Raw genomic sequence first — 19,825 nt, 5'->3', positions numbered from 1 at the left:
TGTCTCAACTTCTTGAGACACACAACACAACTTCGTTATACTTGCTAAAAAAAGCTCCAATTTCTTGAAGCTTCTTTTTTGCAATCTTGCGGTCTGGACGAGACTCGAACTCGCGACCCCCTGCGTGACAGGCAGGTATTCTAACCAACTGAACTACCAGACCGTTGCTTTGTTGCGGGGGCAAATATACAGTAGTTACTCCAACTGAGAAAGCAGTAAGCCACTTTTTTTCATAATATTTTCTAAGCGCTGAGAAGACCTTTCTATGACTAATGCGAATTATTAATACTTACTTCTTTATTATCTTATTATATACTATATATGAGCTATTAAAAGGATAAATAATCATGAAATTGGGAGTATTAATAATTGATCTCACAAAGTTTTATTTGTGCGCTAGTTAAATGTTTTATATCATCGCTAATACTAAATACATCTTTTCTGTAATTACGATTTATAATATCTAATTGCTTATCGATTGTTTCACATCAATTATCCAAAACAATACCACATCAAAAAAGGTTCGAATTTTAAAAATCGTATTTTAGAAGCTGCATCCATAAGTAGGTTCTTTAAATTCTGTTATTATATGTTCATCGTAATCAGTCTTTATTAATATCCTGATGTGGAATAGTTGCATCATCATCTTACTAAATGGCTGCAGCAGAAAACTTAAGTTTTAAAGTAATTCAGAAAAGCTCAAAAATGAAATCTAAGAATATCAGAAAGTTTGCAAGGGTCGTATTAATCATATTAAGTTGCCTAGTTATCATGTTTAGCCTTGCATCATTAGTTTATGATATACCCAGATGGTATTTAAAAATTCTAGATTTTCCACGCCTTCAGCTTTTAACAGTTGGCATTTTTCTATTTCTTTCCTTTCTCCTGATAACTAAAGAATGGAAATTCTCCAGCATAGCATTAGTTTCAGGACTTTTAGCATCTATATTTATTCAATTTGAAATTATTTCTCCTTATCTTCTAAAAGATACCGTAGTTAAGACCGTAAAAGCTTCCGAAGTAACAAATAAAAACAGTGTTGATATTCTAATTGCGAATGTTCTAATAAAAAATAGGAAGACTCAAACACTAAAAGAGATAATTACCACCAAAGAACCAGATATTATTCTTCTAATGGAGGTGGATTCTTGGTGGGTTGATAATTTTTCTTATTTAAAAAAGACACACCCCTATACTATAGAATATCCTTTAGACAACGCCTATGGAATGGCATTGTATTCTAAACTACCAATATCAAATCATCAGATCAAATTTTTAAACCATAGCAAAGTGCCATCATTCTTTACGAAGGTGACTCTGGCTTCCGGAAAAGAATTCAAATTTGTTGGAGTGCATCCGGTAGCCCCTTTTCCTAGTGATAAGTATCCAGAAAATATTGGAGAACAAGGAAAGGATCAACAAAAAGAAGTAGAATTACTAAGAGTTGGAGATATAGCGTCTAAATACACATTACCTACAATTATTGCTGGAGATTTTAACGATGTTGCGTGGTCTAATACCTCTAGATTATTTGGCAAAGATGGCAATCTAAAAGATGTGAGAATTGGAAGAGGACTCTACAATACTTTTAATGCAGAGTCTTTGATAATGCGTTGGCCTCTAGATCACTTTTTTGTAACTGAAGATATAACTGTTCAAGACTTTAATACACTATCAAAAATTGGCTCAGATCATTTCCCTTTATACGCCAAATTTGTTATTGAGTAAATTTTATTCACCCTAATAGAATCGATCTAAAAAGAAAAAAGCCCTTTCCCAACCTAATGGAAAAAAGCTTCTCATTGGTAAATACTTGATAAATCAAGCATTTTAACCACATACCTCATAGAATTTGACTTCTCATGAGATAAACAACACAACTTCATTATACTTGCTAAAAAAAGCTTCAATTTCTTGAAGCTTCTTTTGTTGCAAACTTGCGGTCTGGACGAGACTCGAACTCGCGACCCCCTGCGTGACAGGCAGGTATTCTAACCAACTGAACTACCAGACCGTTGCTTGATTGCGAGGGCAAATATACAGCAGTTTTTAGATTCCACAAATATTTTTTTGATTTAATTTTACAGCAACCTTTCCTCTACCCCTTAAATTTTTGTCGCTCAACTAGATAGGTAGTTAAAATTTTTTCAAAATTTTCTTTCACATCCACCAATACGTACTTAATCTTGTATTTTGCACATTGCAATTGTAAAAATTTGAAGTAATTCTTAGTTATTTCATGATAGGAATCTTTAAAATTTTGCGAATATAGATCTATATGATCTCCACTTTCTACATCTACAAACCTTTTTGGTGCATCATCAAAATTAAAATCCAATTCATGCTGCTTATCTATTACATGAAATAGAACAATTTCGTGTTTATTATAAGTAAGATGTTTTAACGCTTCAAATAATTCTGCTGCGTTTTTATCTTCTTGAAACATATCTGTAAATATAAAAACCAAAGACCGCCTCTTTAATTTCTCTGCTATTTGATGTAAATACGTGTAGCTTTTGGTTTGCCTATTTTTAATTGGAGTATTTACAACACCTTCCAACTTATTTAAAAGCATATGCCTATGTCGCTCCCCTCCTTTTTCTGGGGCGTAGAATTCAAAAGTATCACTATATATACTCAAACCAACCGCATCTCTCTGTCGCTTTAAAATCTGCATCAAAGCCGCAGCAGCCAATATAGAGAAGTTGATCTTATTAAGATTATCTCTTTTAAAACCATTGACTTTTGGATAATGCATGGAAGAAGAGTTGTCTATAACTAAATGACATCTTAAGTTGGTCTCTTCTTCAAATCTTTTGGTGTATAATTTATCTGTTTTAGCATACAACTTCCAGTCTATATGTTTTGTACTTTCCCCATTATTGTACAATTTATGCTCGGCAAACTCTGCAGAAAAACCATGAAACGGGCTTTTATGCATTCCAGATACAAAACCTTCTACAATTTGCTTTGCCAGAAGTTCTAAATTGAATGCGTCATTTAATTCATTTACGTTTTGCTCTAAACCTTTTTTCATGGAAAATGATGGACTTCTTAATTAAGAATGATATTGAAAGGTAAAGAATATTTATAAATGAAAAAGACCTGACATAATTGCCAGGTCTTTTCAAAATATATCTATCTTCCTTTAGAAGATCTCTTTATACACTACAATAAAGCGTCTAATGCTTCTGCGTAAGTGTTCTTAGGAGCAACACCTACTTGACGCCCTACTACTTCCCCATTTTGAAATATCAATACGGTTGGTATATTTCTTACTCCGTATTTTGCAGCAAATTCCTGGTTGGCATCTACATCCAATTTCCCTACAACTGCTTTTCCGTCGTAATCTTTACTAATATCATCAATAATTGGTCCTACCATTCTACAAGGTCCACACCATGCAGCCCAAAAATCAACCATTACTGGTTGCTCGCTTTTAAGCACCATTTCTTCAAAATTAGCATCTGTTATTTCTAAAGCCATAATTTTTATTTTTTCCGATTAATATGTAAAAATAGTCAAATATTTTGCCAAAACTTACACGTGTCATATTAGATTTAATTATGCTCGCATTGTAAGCCCCTATCTTATAAAGACCATTCAAATTAAGACGCACTGTATTTTCTACAAACAGCTTGAATGTACAATTTCTTTAAAATTAAGACGATTTTATTTTTCTAATTCAATTTATACATTACTTGCTCTCCTTCCAAAGCGTCAAGCAATTCTTGAGAAATCTTTACTTTTTGCTTTCTACTAGTCATATCAACCTTCACCATTTCCTTCATTTCATACACTATAAAATTAAGGCTATGATCTCCCCTATGAGCTCTAATAATCTCTTTTAGGTTTTCAATTTGTTCTTCTTTGATATGATTAATGTCTAGCTGAATAGTTAGTTTTCTAGCATAGATATCCATTACATCATGCAGCAATTGAAAGTTATTAAACTGAAGTCTAGGTTCACTTTTAGCGCCGGTATCTTTATTGGTCCAACCTTCCTTCACAAAAGCCTTTACATAGACAAAACCATTTGGGACTAAGAAATGCTGAAATCTCAAATATTCTTCTCCAAATATTCTGAATTCATAAGAGTCTAAATAGTCTTCTATTGTAAAAGCTGCCCATCCTTTACCCATTTTTGAGGTTCTATGTTGCACATCTGAAACCACTCCTCCAAATGCCAATTCTCTGTTTACATAGGTAGAAAGATCTTTAAAGTCTGAAACCTGCGCATTGCAGAAATAATGGATCTCTGCTTTAAAATCGTCTAGAGGATGTCCGGAAATATAAATTCCGACCACATCTTTTTCTCGCTTCAATTTTCCCATGGTACCCCATTCTTCACATGGCGGAACCACTGGCTCTGGTATTTGAACATCACTGGCCTCACCAAATAAGCTTACCTGAGAAGAATTTTCACTTTCCTGAAATTTTGCAGCATACTTTATTACCTTCTCCAAAAAGGTAATTCCATCTCCCTCATCGTGGAAATACTGAGCACGATGATTCCCAAAACCATCAAATCCCCCAGCCAATGCTAAACTTTCAAAAGCTTTTTTATTTGCTGAACGCAGATCTATTCTCTTGGCCATATCAAAAATAGACTTGTAGGGTCCGGACTCTGTTTTTCTATTCTCTACAATGGTAGCCACTGCTCCAGAACCAACCCCTTTAATTGCGCCCATCCCAAATCTCACCGCATACTCCTTATTTACCGAGAATTTGTAGTAAGATTCATTCACATCTGGCCCAAGAACTTTCAATTTCATCCGCTTACATTCTTCCATAAAGAAGGTAACCTGCTTAATATCATTCATATTATTAGAAAGTACTGCTGCCATGTATTCTGCAGGATAATGCGCTTTTAAATAAGCTGTTTGGTATGCTATCCAAGCATAACATGTAGAGTGAGATTTGTTAAAAGCGTAAGATGCAAAAGCTTCCCAATCTTTCCATATCTTCTCTAGAATCTCTCTTGGATGCCCTTTTGCCTCTCCTCCATCTAAGAACTTAGGCTTAAGAGTAGCCAACAAATCAACTAATTTCTTACCCATCGCCTTTCTCAACATATCTGCCTCACCTTTGGTAAAGCCTGCTAACTTTTGAGAAAGCAACATCACTTGCTCCTGATATACTGTAATACCATAAGTTTCCTTAAGATATCCCTCCATATCTTCAAGATCATACGCTATCTCTTCATCTCCATGTTTTCTAGCAATAAAGCTTGGAATATATTCCATTGGCCCCGGTCTGTACAACGCATTCATGGCAATAAGGTCATCAAAAACCGTTGGTTTTAATGCCTGCATGTGCTTTTGCATTCCGGGAGATTCATATTGAAAGATCCCTACCGTTTCTCCACGTTGAAAAAGCTCATAGGTTTTCTCATCATCTAGCGGAAAGTTATCGGGATCTAGATCTATATTATGTCTTCCTTTTACAATTTTGACAGTGTCTTTGATAAGGGTTAATGTTTTCAACCCCAAGAAGTCCATTTTTAATAGCCCTGCACTTTCTACTACAGAGTTATCAAATTGCGTAACATAAAGATCTGAATCTTTAGCTACAGATACAGGAACGAAATTGGTAATATCACTAGGAGTAATAATAACTCCACATGCGTGTATCCCCGTATTTCTTACAGAACCTTCTAAAATTCTGGCCTGATTTAAGGTTTGTGCCTCAAGATCATCACCATCGGCTATATTTAAAAGCTCTCGTACTTTATCCAGATCTTCACTTCTAAATTTCTTTTTTAATTCTTTTTCATCTACTCCAAAGATCTTCCCAAGCTTAGACATGTTTGGGATAAGCTTAGAAATTCGATCTGCCTCGTTCAATGGAAGATCTAATACCCGCGCAGTATCTCTAATAGAAGATTTAGCTGCCATGGTACCATATGTAATAATCTGTGCCACCTGATTTGCACCATATTTCTTAATCACATAATCCATTACCCGACTTCGACCTTCATCATCAAAGTCAATATCTATATCGGGCATACTTACACGATCCGGATTTAAGAATCTCTCAAAAAGCAGATCGTATTTAATTGGATCTATATTGGTAATTGCTAAACAGTAAGCAACAGCACTACCCGCTGCAGAACCCCTACCGGGACCAACAGAAACATCCATTTGTCGAGCCGCTCTAATAAAATCTTCAACAATCAAGAAGTATCCAGGATATCCGGTTTTTTCAATTACAGACAATTCAAAATCCAATCTGGTCTTAATATCTTCAGTAATTTCACCATATCTCCCTTTTGCACCTTCATAAGTGAGATGTTTTAAATAGGCATTTTCCCCTCTTTTTCCATCATCTACTGCATCTTCCGCAACAATAAATCGCTCTGGAATATCAAAGGCAGGTAAAAGTACATCTCGCGCTAACTCAAAAGGCTCAATTTTGTCTACCACCTCTTGAATGTTAGAGATCGCTTGTGGTAGATCTTTAAATAATGATTTCATTTCCAGATCAGATTTGAAATAGAACTCATTATTAGGAAGACCATACCTATAGCCTCTACCTCTACCTATAGGAGTAGCTTGCTTTTCTCCGTCTTTTACACACAACAAAATATCATGAGCATTAGCATCTGCCTGTGCTCTATAATAAGTATTATTGGTAGCTACTATTTTAACATTATGCTTTTTGGAAAATTGAAGCAAGACTTGATTTACACGATTCTCTTCTTCTAGATCATGACGCATCAATTCTATATAAAGGTCTTCACCAAAAGTTTCCTTCCACCATATCAAAGCTTCTTCTGCCTGATTTTCTCCAACATTTAAAATCTTTCCTGGAACTTCTCCATTAAGATTTCCAGTAAGTACAATGAGATCTTCTTTATATCTTTTTATTACTTCTTTATCTATTCTAGGCACATAGTAAAACCCATCTATATAAGCAGCAGACGCCATTTTTGCAAGGTTGTGATAACCTTTCTTATTTTTGGCAAGAATTACAATTTGATACCCGTTGTCTTTTCTGGTTTTATCTTTATGATCTTCACAAACAAAGAATTCACAGCCAAGAACTGCTTTTAACTCCTTTGCGTCTGCAGGTTCATTATTTGCTAATGCAGCTTCATTTTTTGCTCTTACAGCTTTATTGTAATTCCCTACTTCTTTTACGAAGTGGAAAGCACCCATCATATTCCCATGATCTGTCATTGCAACAGCAGGCATATTTTCTTCTCCTGCAGCTTTTACAAGATTAGGAATGCTTATCGTAGATTGTAAGATCGAGAACTGAGAATGGTTATGGAGGTGAGAAAATCGTACTTCATCTAGCTTTTCTAAATTTTCCTGTATCTCTTCTGTAGAAATTTCATCAACCCCATTTACCTTTTGGAGTCGTTCTCTAATTTTAGCAGAAGCCTTTTTAAGGTTGATGTGTTTTAAACCGATAAGCTGTATAGGCTGAGGATTGCTTTCAGAAAAATTCTGAAAATAATCTACAGGTACATCCAGCTCTTCTTTGGTATAAATTTCTTTTCTGATCAATTCCAAAAAACAACGCGTAGTTGCTTCTACATCTGCCGTTGCGTTGTGAGCTTCTGCAAAAGGTTCAGAAAATAACTCTTCGTGTAGTTCTGTAAGGGTAGGTAATTTAAATCTACCATATCTACCTCCCGGTAACTTACATAGCTCTGCAGTTTTTTCTGTACACGTATCCAACACCGGAAAATCTTGAAGAGAATTTTCCATTCCCTCTCGTAGAAATTCGGCTCCCATAATATTAAGGTCGAAACCTACATTCTGTCCAACTACAAATTTGGTTTTTTGCAGTGCAATGTTGAATTTTTCTAATACCTCTTGTAAAGAAATCCCTTCCTCCTGCGCTAATTCTGTAGAAATTCCATGAATTTTTTCCGCATCAAAGGGAATATTAAAACCTTCAGGTTTTACAAGATAATCCTGACTTTCTATAAGATTTCCCATTTCGTCATGCAGCTGCCATGCAATTTGAATACATCGAGGCCAATTGTCAAAATCGGTTAATGGAGCATCCCAGCGTTTAGGTAATCCGGTGGTTTCGGTATCAAAAATAAGGTACATTCTATAAGGGATATTTGGAGGTTATGCATTGATTATCAGAAATCAACAAAAAACCATGAAGTAAAACTAATCAGATTTAAAAATAAGAAAAAATTCACCTTCCTCTAGTCGTCCAACTTTCAATTTATTAACCAAATTTCCCAAAAATAAAAAACTCTTAGGAAAACACAGTGTTACTGCACTTTTCTAAGAGTTTTCTGGCTAACTCTAACTAACAATTTTATTTAATGGAAATTAATCTTTCCACTGCTCTAAAGACTTTACTTTATTTAATGCATCTGTAATAGAATTACGTTGTTTCATTAAAACATTCCCTGTTGATGGTGGAATTTCTTCACTTTTCAACACTTCATTATATTCTTCTACCGCAGCTTTCTCTCCTCTAATAGCTTCTTCTAAAACTGCTTCTTCGTTATCTGATGATAATGATGTTTTAATATCCATCCATCCTCTGTGAATATCTCCTTTCAAACTAGTTCCTTTGTCCGGCTCTTGTCCAAAACTTTTGATCTCAGATTTTAATTCATGTCCAAAATCATATCTTTCTTTAGCACGTTGGTTAAAGAATTCTTTTAACTGAGGATTTTTTACGTTCTCTGCTGCCATTTGATATCCTTTTTCAGAATCATAATTTTTTTCTAGCAGACTATTTAATTTATTAGCAACATCTTCAGAATACTTCATAACTTTATTTTTTATTAAACATTTTTTCTTCTTCAAAAGTACACGCTAAGCTTCGTATATCCAGGTTTTTAACAAGGTTTAGCACTGTTTAACTGGAATTAACAATCTGAAATAAAATATTTTAATTTCTCTTAAATTGCTGCCAAGAACCCTCTTTTAAAAAGCACAGCAGCCTATTTAAATAGACACAGGTATCTTTAGTTCAGAAAATTATGTTCTGAATAAATAAATATAGTATCTTTGCAGACTCATTAATAATGGAGGTCGAGAACCTCACAAATTAATTTTTATGCCTGTAAAAATAAGATTACAAAGACACGGTAAAAAAGGAAAACCTTTTTACTGGATTATCGCTGCTGATGCTAGAGCGAAAAGAGATGGTAAATACCTTGAAAAATTAGGGATCTACAATCCAAATACCAACCCTGCAACTATCGAATTAGATGTTAATGAAGCGGTAAAATGGTTACAGAACGGTGCACAACCAACAGATACTGCCCGTGCTATCCTTTCTTATAAAGGAGCTCTTCTTAAGAACCACCTTGCTGGTGGAGTTAGAAAAGGAGCAATTACTGAAGAGCAAGCAGATGAAAAATTCCAAGCTTGGTTAGATGAAAAAGAAGGAAAAGTTTCTAATAAAAAAGAATCTTTATCTAAAGAGCAAGAAGCTGCAAAGCAAAAAGCTCTAGAAGCTGAAAAAGAAGTAAATGCTAAGCGCGAAGCTGCTGCTAAAGAAGCTGCAGATGCTGCAACTGCTGAAGAAGCTGCTGCTAATGATGCTGAAGCAACTACAGAAGACGCTTCTACTGAAGAAAACAAAGAAGCTTAATTTAATTAACTAGCGATGCTTAAAGAAGAATGTTTCTATTTAGGAAAGATCGTTAGTAAATTTAGTTTCAAAGGGGAGGTATTAATTAAACTTGATACCGATGAACCCGAAGCTTACACAGAAATGGAATCAGTATTCGTTGATTACAACGATAATCTGGTTCCATTTTTTATTGAAAGAAGCTCTCTCCACAAAAGCGATTTGCTTCGCGCTAAATTTGAAGATGTAAATACCGAAGAAGATGCTGAAGATCTAATGAAATGTGATCTCTACCTTCCTCTCACTCTTCTTCCAGAACTAGACGGCGATAAATTCTACTTTCATGAAATTATTGGATTTACCGTTGAGGATATAGAATATGGTACCGTTGGAAAAATTGTTTCTATAAACGATAGCACTGCCCAATCTTTATTTGAGATCGAAAAAGACGGTAAAGAAGTTCTTATCCCTATGAATGAGGAATTCATAGAAAAGTTAGATAAAAAGAATAAGATCATATTCTTAAAAACTCCTGAAGGTCTAATAGATCTTTACTTAGATTAATTAGCTTGGAAGCTCCTTTTAAATTTAAAGAATTTAGTATTTCTCAAGACAGATGCGCCATGAAAATTGGTACAGATGGTGTTCTTTTAGGTGCTTGGACTCCTGTAGATAAAAATGTATTTTCTATACTTGATATTGGAACAGGAACTGGATTAATTTCATTGATGCTTGCGCAAAGAAGTTATGCAGATTTAATAGATGCTCTTGAAATAGATGAAAATGCTTATGAACAGGCGGTAGAAAATTTTGAAAATAGCCCTTGGGGAGATAGATTATATTGTTATCATGCAGGCTTTGATGAATTTGTAGAGGAGATGCAGGATGAAAAATATGACCTAATTGTAAGTAACCCCCCTTTTTATAATTCTAATCTTTCTGATAAAAAGACCTCTTCTAGAGAAATTGCAAGATTTCAAGATGCTTTGCCTTTTGAAGAATTAATTTCTGGAGCGGCAAAGTTACTTTCTGAAGAAGGAAAATTAAGCCTGATAGTGCCTGCAGATGAAGAAAGCAAGATCTTAGAGTTGGCTAAAGTTTGCAATTTATACCCCTCAAAGATCACCCGAGTGAAAGGCACTCCTACTTCTGAAATTAAAAGAAGTTTGATCTTATTGAGCTTTCAGCAGAAAGAAACTATACAAGATATATTGATTTTAGAGGAAAGCAGACATCATTATACTAAAGAATATCATAAAATGGTAGAACCTTTCTACTTAAAATTATAAGCTTTTAAATTGTTTGCTATTCTTGGGTTGGCTATTTTTGTGTACAAACCCACGATAAATGAAAGCCGACTTATTTCAAGCTCCTGATTACTACAATATTGACGATCTACTTACAGACGAACATAAAATGGTTCGTGATGCTGCTCGTGAATGGGTAAAAAGAGATGTTTCTCCTATTATTGAACAAGCTGCTCAAGAAGCAAAATTTCCAAAATCTATTATAAAAGGTCTTGCCAATATTGGCGCATTTGGACCTTACATCCCAGAAGAATACGGCGGAGCTGGTTTAGACCAGATCTCTTACGGACTTATAATGCAAGAAATTGAACGTGGAGATAGTGGCGTGAGATCTACGGCTTCTGTACAATCTTCTTTGGTGATGTATCCAATCTATGCCTATGGAAGTGAAGAGCAAAAGAAGAAATTTCTTCCTAAGCTGGCATCTGGAGAATTTATGGGAAGTTTTGGTCTTACGGAACCAGATCATGGATCTAATCCAGGAGGTCTAGTTACTAATTTTAAAGACAAAGGAGACCACTATTTATTAAATGGTGCAAAATTATGGATCTCAAATTCGCCTTTTGCAGACATCGCTGTGGTATGGGCTAAGAATGAAGATGGTAGAATTCACGGATTAATTGTAGAACGCGGAATGGAAGGTTTTTCTACACCAGAAACCCACAATAAATGGTCGCTTCGAGCAAGTGCAACCGGAGAACTTATTTTTGATAACGTAAAAGTTCCTAAAGAAAACCTTTTACCAAATAAAAGTGGATTGGGAGCTCCGCTAGGATGTTTAGATTCCGCTAGATATGGAATCTCTTGGGGAGCAATTGGAGCTGCAATGGATTGTTATGATACAGCGCTGAGATATTCTAAAGAAAGAATGCAATTTGGAAAACCAATTGCCGGATTTCAATTACAACAGAAGAAATTGGCTGAAATGATCACAGAGATCACAAAAGCTCAACTCTTAGCATGGAGATTAGGTGTTCTTAAAAATGAAGGTAAAGCTACCTCAGCTCAGATCTCTATGGCTAAAAGGAATAATGTAGCTATGGCATTAAATGTTGCAAGAGAAGCCAGACAGGTACTTGGAGCAATGGGTATTACTGGAGAATACAGCATAATGAGACATATGATGAATTTAGAAAGTGTAATAACCTATGAAGGTACACATGATATTCATTTACTTATTACAGGAATGGATATTACCGGGATATCTGCTTTCAATTAAGAAATATTAAAACTTAAATACCAAAGGGTAAGTCTATACATAATGGCTTACCCTTTTTTCATATCTCAATATTAAATCGCATTACGCTCTTGTATCTGTACTATTTAAAAGAGAGCTACAACAAGCGTTAAAAAGCAGAAAAACACAGTTAATCATTTTAAAAGTAATAAGCTGCTAATTACTTTTGCATACTCTAAAGAAAGAAAATGATTCAGGATATAAATAAGGCTTTAAAGCCACATACAGCACAATTATTAAATCATCCATTATATAATAAGATCACCAGACCGGAGCATTTACGATGTTTCATGGAACACCATGTATTTGCAGTCTGGGATTTCATGTCTCTATTAAAATCGTTGCAGGAAAAACTAACTAAAACATCTACTCCCTGGGTACCGGTTGGTAATCCTGAAATAAGATACCTCATAAACGAAATAGTTCTTGCAGAAGAGACTGATGTGAATATAGATGGCAATCATCAAAGTCATTTTGAGATGTATTTGGAAGCGATGGAAAGAAGTGGCGCCAGCAGAAAAAAGATTGAAGATCTTTTATTTCAGGTAACTCATGGTACAGATATTTTCTTGATCATCGCGGTAAGCGATCTTCCTCTCAGTATTAAACAATTTTTGAAATTTACTTTTGAAACTATTGCGGAAGGAAAACCACATAAAATTGCTGCAGCTTTCACCTTTGGAAGAGAAGGACTAATTCCAGATATGTTCACTTCCATTATTAAAAGTGTACAACAGAATTTTCCGGAAGAAGATCTTAAGCTCTTTAAGTATTATTTTGATAGACATATAGAACTAGACGCCGATGAACATGGGCCAATGGCTTTTAAAATGATAGAGGAACTTTGCAATAACGATCCTGAAAAATGGCAAGAAGTGATGTATATTTCTAAAAAAAGTCTGGAACACAGAATCGAACTTTGGGACGGAATAGAAAGTGAAATTTCAGAAACTATAGCAACTCATTAGAGAATAATCATAAGAAAGGGCAGGAAAATAGATTTTCTGCCCTTTTATTATTAAAACAAATTAATTTATTACTTCACTAATTCAAAAGATGTTCTTAAAGAATCGTCTGCAGAATTAGTTCCAACAAAAACTTCAAAATCTCCTAGTTCATAAATATGTTCTAAACTGGAATTATAAAATTTTAAATCTTCAACACTAAGCTCAAATGTTACAGTTTTCATTTCTCCTTTTTTGAGAAATATCTTCTGAAAACCTTTTAATTCTTTAACCGGTCTAGTAACAGAGCCAACAAGATCTCTTACATATAACTGCACAACCTCTTTTCCATCATGATTACCAGAATTGGTAATATCTACGCTAATCTTTAAGGTCTCATTCTCCGCAAGTTGCTCCGTACTCAGACTCAAATTCTTATAGCTAAAGGTGGTATAACTTAAACCATACCCAAATGGGTATAAAGGTTCATTTCTAACATCTAGATAGTTAGATCGAAATTTTACGAATTCCCCTTCTTTATTTTCTAGAGGTCTCCCCGTATTTTTATGATTATAATAAATAGGGATCTGACCTACATTTCTTGGAAAAGTTGCTGTGATCTTTGCCGATGGATTAACGTCACCAAACAAAACATCTGCCAGTGCATCTCCTGTTTCGCTCCCTGCAAACCATACATCTAAAATTGCAGGTACTGTTTTATCTTCTTCTGTTAGCACCAACGGACGTCCGTTAAAAAGCACCAACACTACAGGTTTTCCGGTTTTCACCAAGGCTTGTAACAGATCTCTTTGTGCCTTAGGAATAGAAATATCGGTACGACTACTGCTTTCTCCGCTCATTTCTGCGGCTTCACCAATTGCAGCGACAATAACATCAGATTTTGAAGCAATGGATACCGCTTCTTTTAACATCTCTTCATCAGACCTACCATCTCTTGGAATGTCTTTTCCAAAAGCAGTTCCTCGTGCTTCAAATTCTTTATCGTAAGACAAATTACTCCCCTTAGCATAAAGTACTTTAGCAGAATTTCCAACCGCAGATTTAATTCCATCCAATACAGAAACAGATTTATCTTGAGGAGTAGCTACGCTCCAAGTTCCGGCCATATTATTGCTGGCATTGGCCAACGGACCAACAACTGCAATAGTTCCTGATCTTTTAATTGGAAGAACATTATTTTCATTTTTAAGTAATACCATAGATTGAGAGGCTACTTCTCTGGCAAATTTTCTATTTACGCTAGTGAAGATTTCAGAATCTGCTCGTTCTTTATCTGTATATCTATAAGGATCTTCAAAAAGTCCTAATTGGAACTTCGCTTCTAAAATTCTTCGAACCGCCGTATCTATGCTTTCTTCTGAAACTTTATCTTCTGAAAGCGATTTTTCTAATGTTGAAACAAATCCTTCTCCCACCATATCCATATCTACTCCTGCATTTAATGCTAAAGCAGCAACTGTTTGAAGATCACCCATTCCATGCGCTATCATTTCATTAATACCGGTGTAATCTGTCACCACAAATCCGTCAAAATCCCATTGATCTCTTAGCAAGTCTGTTAACAACCATTTGTTACCTGTGGCAGGAATTCCATCTACTTCATTAAAAGAAGCCATCACAGTACCTACCCCAGCTTCTATCGCCGCTTTATAAGGAGGCAGATAATCGTTATACATACGAATTCTGCTCATATCTACTGTATTATAATCTCTCCCTGCCTCTGATGCGCCATACAAAGCAAAGTGTTTAACACAAGCAAGAATGGTATTGCTTTTACTAAGATCATCTTGCTGATACCCACGTACCATTGCTTTTGCAATTTCTCCACCTAAATAAGCATCTTCCCCATTCCCTTCTGAAACTCTCCCCCAGCGTGGATCTCTTGAAACATCTACCATTGGAGAAAATGTCCAGTTAATTCCATCTGCACTCGCTTCCATGGCAGCCATTTGTGCAGTTTTCTCTATCAACGCCATATCCCAAGAGGTAGACAAGCCTAATGGAATTGGAAAGGTGGTTTCATACCCGTGAATCACGTCCATCCCAAAGATCAAAGGAATCTTCAAACGACTTTTTTCTACAGCGATCTTTTGAACTTCTCTTATCTTTTCAACTGTTTTAATATTGAATAAACCACCAATCTTTCCCTCTTCAATCTTCTTGGCGACATCTGTACTTTTAGCCTGCCCTGTAGTAAAATCGCCAGAAGAGGGTAGATTTAACTGTCCAAGTTTCTCTGTTAAAGTCATTACAGAGATCAGGGAATCTATCTTTCTGTTCATTTCAACTTTATCAGCTTTATATGCCGAGTAGTCTATGGTTGGCTTTTTGCTATTTAGTTTTTTTTCTTGAGCATTCATGGCAAAAGAACATCCACAAATTGCCAAAACAATTAATTTCTTTGCAAGTGTAGTGGGTTTATATAGGGTATTAATCATTTCCATCTTCTTCTATTTTTTTTCGATCTAGCCTATAGATCTTGACATTTATTCTATTTTTTCTGAGCTAATAACCACTCGTATAATGCAGGATTGTTATAAGTTTCTGTCCAACTATTATGATTGGCTAATGGATATACTGTGTACTTTACATCATTACCAGCCTCTTTTAACGTCTTAACCATTTCATTACTATTGGTTGGAGAAACCACATCATCTAAGGCACCATGAAACACCCAAATCGGCATTTTTTGGATATGAGAGATGTTTCTGTACATAGGTCTATAAATGGCACCACAAACCGGAGCCATCGCAGCAAAAAGCTCAGGATATTCTCCTCCTGTAGCCCAAACTCCATATCCACCCATACTTAAACCTGTTAAATACACGCGGCTTTCATCAATTCTATTCTCCTTGATCACTTTTTTAACCAAAGCGGCAACTTCATGCGCTCTCCAATACACTCCTTCCGGACATTGTGGAGCCAAGATCACAGCATCAATCTTATTTCCTTCTTTTATATAATTTAAAGGTCCATGAACCGAAACTTTCGAAAGATCTTCGCCACGCTCTCCGGCTCCATGAAGAAATACAATTAACGGATACTCTTTTTTGGAATCTTTATATCCATCTGGCGTATATAATACATAATCTAACTTTACAGGAACTTCAACTTTTTCATCAAAAGAGTGTTCAGAAATTTGTGAGAACACCTGAAAGTGAAACATTGTTATTAAGAATAGAATTAAAAACTTTTTCATGCTATATCAATTAATATTTAAAACCCAATTTATCTAATCCTTGCTTTACCTCATCGGCACCCATAAATAGATCCCAGATTAAACCCGATCTATAATTTTCTATCATTACCACCATTGGCCCTTGATCTATCGCTAAATATTGAGGGGCTACCCAATCTTCTCCTACCAAGCTAAAAGCATCATAAAATCCGGCAGGTCCCCAAGTAAGATCATTCAGTTCATTATAGAAATAGCTCATGGCAGCTAGAGATTGTTTAGGAGTATATGGAATAGAACTTATAGCTGCAGTTGGAGAAATTACTCCTCTATCATTATTAGGAGAATGAGCGGTATATCCAGTACTCCCATCTTTCTCTTTTGTATAACTGGCGGTAAGTCCCCAAACATTTTCACCATAACCTTCAAATTGATTAGGATTTTTCACACAGTACAAATAATCTATCATTACATGATTTTTATTTAACTCCCAGTAATCTGCATATTCATCTGAAAGTCCTTTTGGATTCAAGCCTAAGTAAGAATAATGCGCCCAAAATAAGGGACCCCCAAATTCTTCAGCATAATTATGTTTTAGAACTAATGGCAATCCATATTTAGAATTATGTGAAACTATAGCTCCATTTCTTGCCCAGCCCTTATGATAAGCATCTGCAGAAATACTATGAGTTGGAGATGCTGCGGCCATGATGTAAGTTATCAAAGTTTCATTATAACCTTCTAACGGAAAGTTCATTTCCCATTTATAATCTGGAGACCAGTGCCAGTATAATACATCTTTATTATTAGTATACCAGTTCCAATCTATCCCTTTCCAAAGTTCATCATATTTTGCAGCTACCGCTTTTTCTTGATCTGTTCCATTTTTTAAATATTCTCTGATCACGATAAAACCTTGTGCTAAAAAGGAAGTCTCTACAAGATCTCCTCCATTATCTTTTTGTCCGAAAGGTTGAGTTTTTCCTGTTTCACCATCAATCCAATGAGACCATGCCCCATGATACCTATCTGCTTTTGCCAGAAAATCTGCAATTTTATCTAATCTTTTTATTCCTTCTTCTCTGGGAATGAATTTTCTGTCTATTCCAGCAATTAAGGCCATCAATCCAAACCCAGAACCACCAGTAGTGATAATATTTTGATCATTTAAAGGATAATTACCGTCTGGATGAAACCTTTCTCTAGCTAATCCTGAATTTGGCTCTGCATAGTCCCAAAAATATTTTAAGGTCTGACTTTCTACAGTATCCAATAATGCTTCTCCTTCTAATTTTTGAATTGTTTTATCGTTGGAATCTATCTCTGATTTTTGCTGATCTTCAGCAGTATTTTTACAAGAAGTGTTTAAAAAGATGGATGCAATTAATAGGTAGGTATAAATTTTCATATAACTGATTTGTTTGCGTTAGGTAAAAACATGTTGCCCTCCCAAATTGGAAGTGCAACACATTTTACTAATTCAAAAAAGATTATTTTTTTTAGACTGAGATTAAAATGCCCATTTAGAGCCTTCACCTTATTCCCACTTGATATCATCTATATAATAGATATCTTCTGCGGTACCATCAGATTGACCTCCATTGAAGAAGAGAACTAATTTTTTATGATTAGCTCCAGCTTCACTGCTAAAGTCTACAGTATATTCTGTCCATTTGTCTACAACGGTAATATCTGCAAAAATCTCTTTGGCAGGAGAAGTTCCACCTTCAAGCTTGGTTAATAAAGGCACGGCTCTGGTAGAAAGAATTTTTATCTTCAACGTATTCTTAGTAGAAAGATCTATTACTCCTCCTCTATCAAAAACCAAAGCATCATAAGCTTCGGTACCATTATCTAGCACTTTAAGCACTTTACTACTAGTGTTAGCTCCACTCGATTTTGGATTTTCTACAATTTCTGTAGTTACACAACAGGTAATCTCATAGTTCTGTTGACATTCAAAGTCATTTACGATGTTCATATTTGTTGCAACTCCATCGCATGGATCGAATGCTGCAAATCTTAGATCGTCTATATAATATTTATCTGTTGGGGTTCCATCACTTTGCCCACCATTAAAGAACAGCACTAATTTTGTGTGATCTGAAGCTGCCTGATCTGTAAAATCTACTGTGTATTCTGCCCATTCTCCTACTACATCTATAGCTGCAAAAACTTCTTTTGCCGGGGTAGTTCCTCCTTCCAGTTTCACCAATAATGGCACTGCTCTTTCAGCAAGAACTTTTATCTTGAAGTAATTTTTTGTGGATAGATCAAATGCTTGTGAAGATTCAAATATCAATGCATCATAAGCTTGCGTACCATCATCTGTAACTTCCAGAACCATATCGCTAGGGTTACCTTCACCCACCTTCGGGTTTTCTACTATAGAAGTTGAAAGGAATCCGGGAATTGTAGTGTTTTGCTGACAATTAAAATCATTAATAATACTTCTATCTGGAGTTACTCCATTACAAACATCAGAAAGTTCAGCAAATTTAAGATCATCTATATAATACACTTGTTTACCATCTGTTTCTACTCCTGCATTAAAGAATAAAACAATTTTGGTATGATCTTCCATAGCCTGATCGCTGAAATCATAAGAATATTCTACCCACTGTTCTGTTTTGATAACAGCAGCATCTTTTTCGATTCCTGCAGAAGTTCCTCCTTCTAATTTAGCTTTTAGCGTTCCTGCTACCGGAGCCCAAACTTTTATTTTGAAAACATTGTTAGTAGAAAGATCTATAGAAGTACCATACTCTATAATTACGGCATCCCAAGCTCCAACTTCATCTACATATTTACCAACAAATTTACTATTGTTAAGATCAGATTTCGCTGGGTTAGCAGTAAGCTCCACTTCAGGAACTTCCTGATTTTTCTGACAATCAAAATCATTTACTACATTCAGATTTGGTGCAACGCCGGCACAAGGATCTGCCGTAGTTACCCATTTAAGATCATCTATATAATAAACATCTGATCCATCTGTATCTACTCCTGCATTAAAGAACAATACTAACTTGGTATGGTCTTTATTGAATTGATCGCTAAAATCAAATGAATATTCTACCCACCCTGAAATATTAGTGATGTTTACATTTAATTCTTTAGCGGGAGAATTCCCACCTTCTAATTTAGCTATTAAAGTCCCTGCCACCGGGGCTTTCACCTTTATTTTGAAGGTATTATAAGTAGAAAGGTCTATTGCAGAACCATAGTCTACAATTAAAGCATCCCAGGGCGCTGCAGGATCTTTATATTCACCTACAAATCTACTAGTATTAATTCCAGACTCATCTGGATTTAACACAGCCTCTACCCCTTCAAGCTCTACATTTGCCTGACATTGAAAGTCTGAAATGATATTTGGATCTGCAACTACATCAGTCTGCTCGCAAGGTATAGACTCTATAGATGGGTAAAATTGATCTTCTTCTGTACAGGAGAAAAACATCATTAATAATCCCAGTGATATATAACTTAGGAATAGTTTAATTGTTTTCATTATTCAACGCGATTTAAGTTAGTTCTACTTTTTAATGCTTAAAGATTGTTCTGCTAAAAGTGGAGT

The 19,825-nt window shown here is 35.3% G+C and carries 14 protein-coding genes and 2 tRNA genes; 6 read left to right on the top strand and 10 right to left on the bottom strand.

All coding sequences use genetic code 11. The annotated features are described in order from the left end of the window. Positions 1-89 precede the first annotated feature (89 nt). Positions 90-163, bottom strand: a tRNA-Asp gene (locus P163_RS16315). A gap of 491 nt (positions 164-654) precedes the next feature. Here P163_RS16315 and P163_RS16310 point away from each other — a divergent pair. Continuing rightward, a complete protein-coding gene (locus P163_RS16310) occupies positions 655-1,728 on the top strand; it encodes an endonuclease/exonuclease/phosphatase family protein (RefSeq protein ID WP_231556216.1) in 1,074 nt (357 codons plus the stop codon). Positions 1,729-1,940: 212 nt separating this feature from the next. Here the strand turns inward: P163_RS16310 and P163_RS16305 are convergent. The 5 genes from P163_RS16305 to P163_RS16285 all read right to left on the bottom strand — a co-directional run bounded on the left by P163_RS16305 (position 1,941) and on the right by P163_RS16285 (position 8,753). Further along, positions 1,941-2,014 (bottom strand) — tRNA-Asp (locus P163_RS16305). Between the two features lie 84 nt (positions 2,015-2,098). Next, on the bottom strand, positions 2,099-3,037 hold the full coding sequence (locus tag P163_RS16300) for a DUF58 domain-containing protein (RefSeq protein WP_034893701.1): 939 nt from the start codon (positions 3,035-3,037) through the stop codon (positions 2,099-2,101). Positions 3,038-3,168: 131 nt separating this feature from the next. Continuing rightward, positions 3,169-3,486 carry a thioredoxin gene (gene trxA / locus P163_RS16295; RefSeq protein WP_034893699.1) on the bottom strand — a complete coding sequence of 106 codons (318 nt, stop codon included), beginning with the start codon at positions 3,484-3,486 and terminating at the stop codon, positions 3,169-3,171. A 194-nt stretch (positions 3,487-3,680) separates the two neighbouring features. Beyond that, entirely contained in the window at positions 3,681-8,069 is a 4,389-nt protein-coding gene (gene dnaE, locus P163_RS16290; RefSeq protein WP_034893696.1) for a DNA polymerase III subunit alpha, read from the bottom strand. Positions 8,070-8,303: 234 nt separating this feature from the next. Next, complete coding sequence (locus P163_RS16285) at positions 8,304-8,753, bottom strand: ferritin-like domain-containing protein (RefSeq protein WP_034893694.1); 450 nt, start codon at positions 8,751-8,753, stop codon at positions 8,304-8,306. A 289-nt stretch (positions 8,754-9,042) separates the two neighbouring features. Between P163_RS16285 and P163_RS16280 the strand changes: the two genes are divergently transcribed. From P163_RS16280 to P163_RS16260, 5 genes are all read left to right on the top strand, one after another. Next, the gene (locus tag P163_RS16280) at positions 9,043-9,582 is read left to right on the top strand and encodes a 30S ribosomal protein S16 (RefSeq protein ID WP_034893691.1); all 540 of its coding nucleotides are present in this window, start codon (positions 9,043-9,045) and stop codon (positions 9,580-9,582) included. Between the two features lie 15 nt (positions 9,583-9,597). Continuing rightward, positions 9,598-10,125, top strand: a complete 528-nt coding sequence (gene rimM, locus P163_RS16275; RefSeq protein ID WP_034893688.1) for a ribosome maturation factor RimM — start codon at positions 9,598-9,600, stop codon at positions 10,123-10,125. Positions 10,126-10,184: 59 nt separating this feature from the next. Beyond that, entirely contained in the window at positions 10,185-10,850 is a 666-nt protein-coding gene (locus P163_RS16270; RefSeq protein ID WP_051931312.1) for a tRNA1(Val) (adenine(37)-N6)-methyltransferase, read from the top strand. 58 nt (positions 10,851-10,908) lie between these two features. Then, on the top strand, positions 10,909-12,087 hold the full coding sequence (locus P163_RS16265) for an acyl-CoA dehydrogenase family protein (protein ID WP_034893682.1): 1,179 nt from the start codon (positions 10,909-10,911) through the stop codon (positions 12,085-12,087). Between the two features lie 206 nt (positions 12,088-12,293). Beyond that, on the top strand, positions 12,294-13,073 hold the full coding sequence (locus P163_RS16260) for a DUF3050 domain-containing protein (protein WP_034893679.1): 780 nt from the start codon (positions 12,294-12,296) through the stop codon (positions 13,071-13,073). A 68-nt stretch (positions 13,074-13,141) separates the two neighbouring features. On the opposite strand, the gene bglX is transcribed toward P163_RS16260, so the two are convergent. The 4 genes from bglX to P163_RS16240 all read right to left on the bottom strand — a co-directional run bounded on the left by bglX (position 13,142) and on the right by P163_RS16240 (position 19,759). Beyond that, a complete protein-coding gene (gene bglX / locus P163_RS16255; protein ID WP_231556215.1) occupies positions 13,142-15,514 on the bottom strand; it encodes a beta-glucosidase BglX in 2,373 nt (790 codons plus the stop codon). A gap of 47 nt (positions 15,515-15,561) precedes the next feature. After that, positions 15,562-16,269, bottom strand: coding sequence for a prolyl oligopeptidase family serine peptidase (locus P163_RS16250; protein WP_034893676.1), 708 nt, complete (start codon positions 16,267-16,269; stop codon positions 15,562-15,564). A 10-nt stretch (positions 16,270-16,279) separates the two neighbouring features. Continuing rightward, positions 16,280-17,653 carry a glucoamylase family protein gene (locus tag P163_RS16245; protein WP_051931274.1) on the bottom strand — a complete coding sequence of 458 codons (1,374 nt, stop codon included), beginning with the start codon at positions 17,651-17,653 and terminating at the stop codon, positions 16,280-16,282. A gap of 129 nt (positions 17,654-17,782) precedes the next feature. Beyond that, positions 17,783-19,759, bottom strand: coding sequence for a hypothetical protein (locus P163_RS16240; protein ID WP_156100728.1), 1,977 nt, complete (start codon positions 19,757-19,759; stop codon positions 17,783-17,785). Positions 19,760-19,825: the final 66 nt, after the last annotated feature.

Source organism: Gillisia sp. Hel_I_29 (genome assembly GCF_000744275.1).
In the GTDB taxonomy this organism is placed as follows: Bacteria; Bacteroidota; Bacteroidia; order Flavobacteriales; family Flavobacteriaceae; genus Gillisia.
Note: the sequence above shows the minus strand (reverse complement) of the source record. Positions and strands in the feature narration are given on the sequence as shown.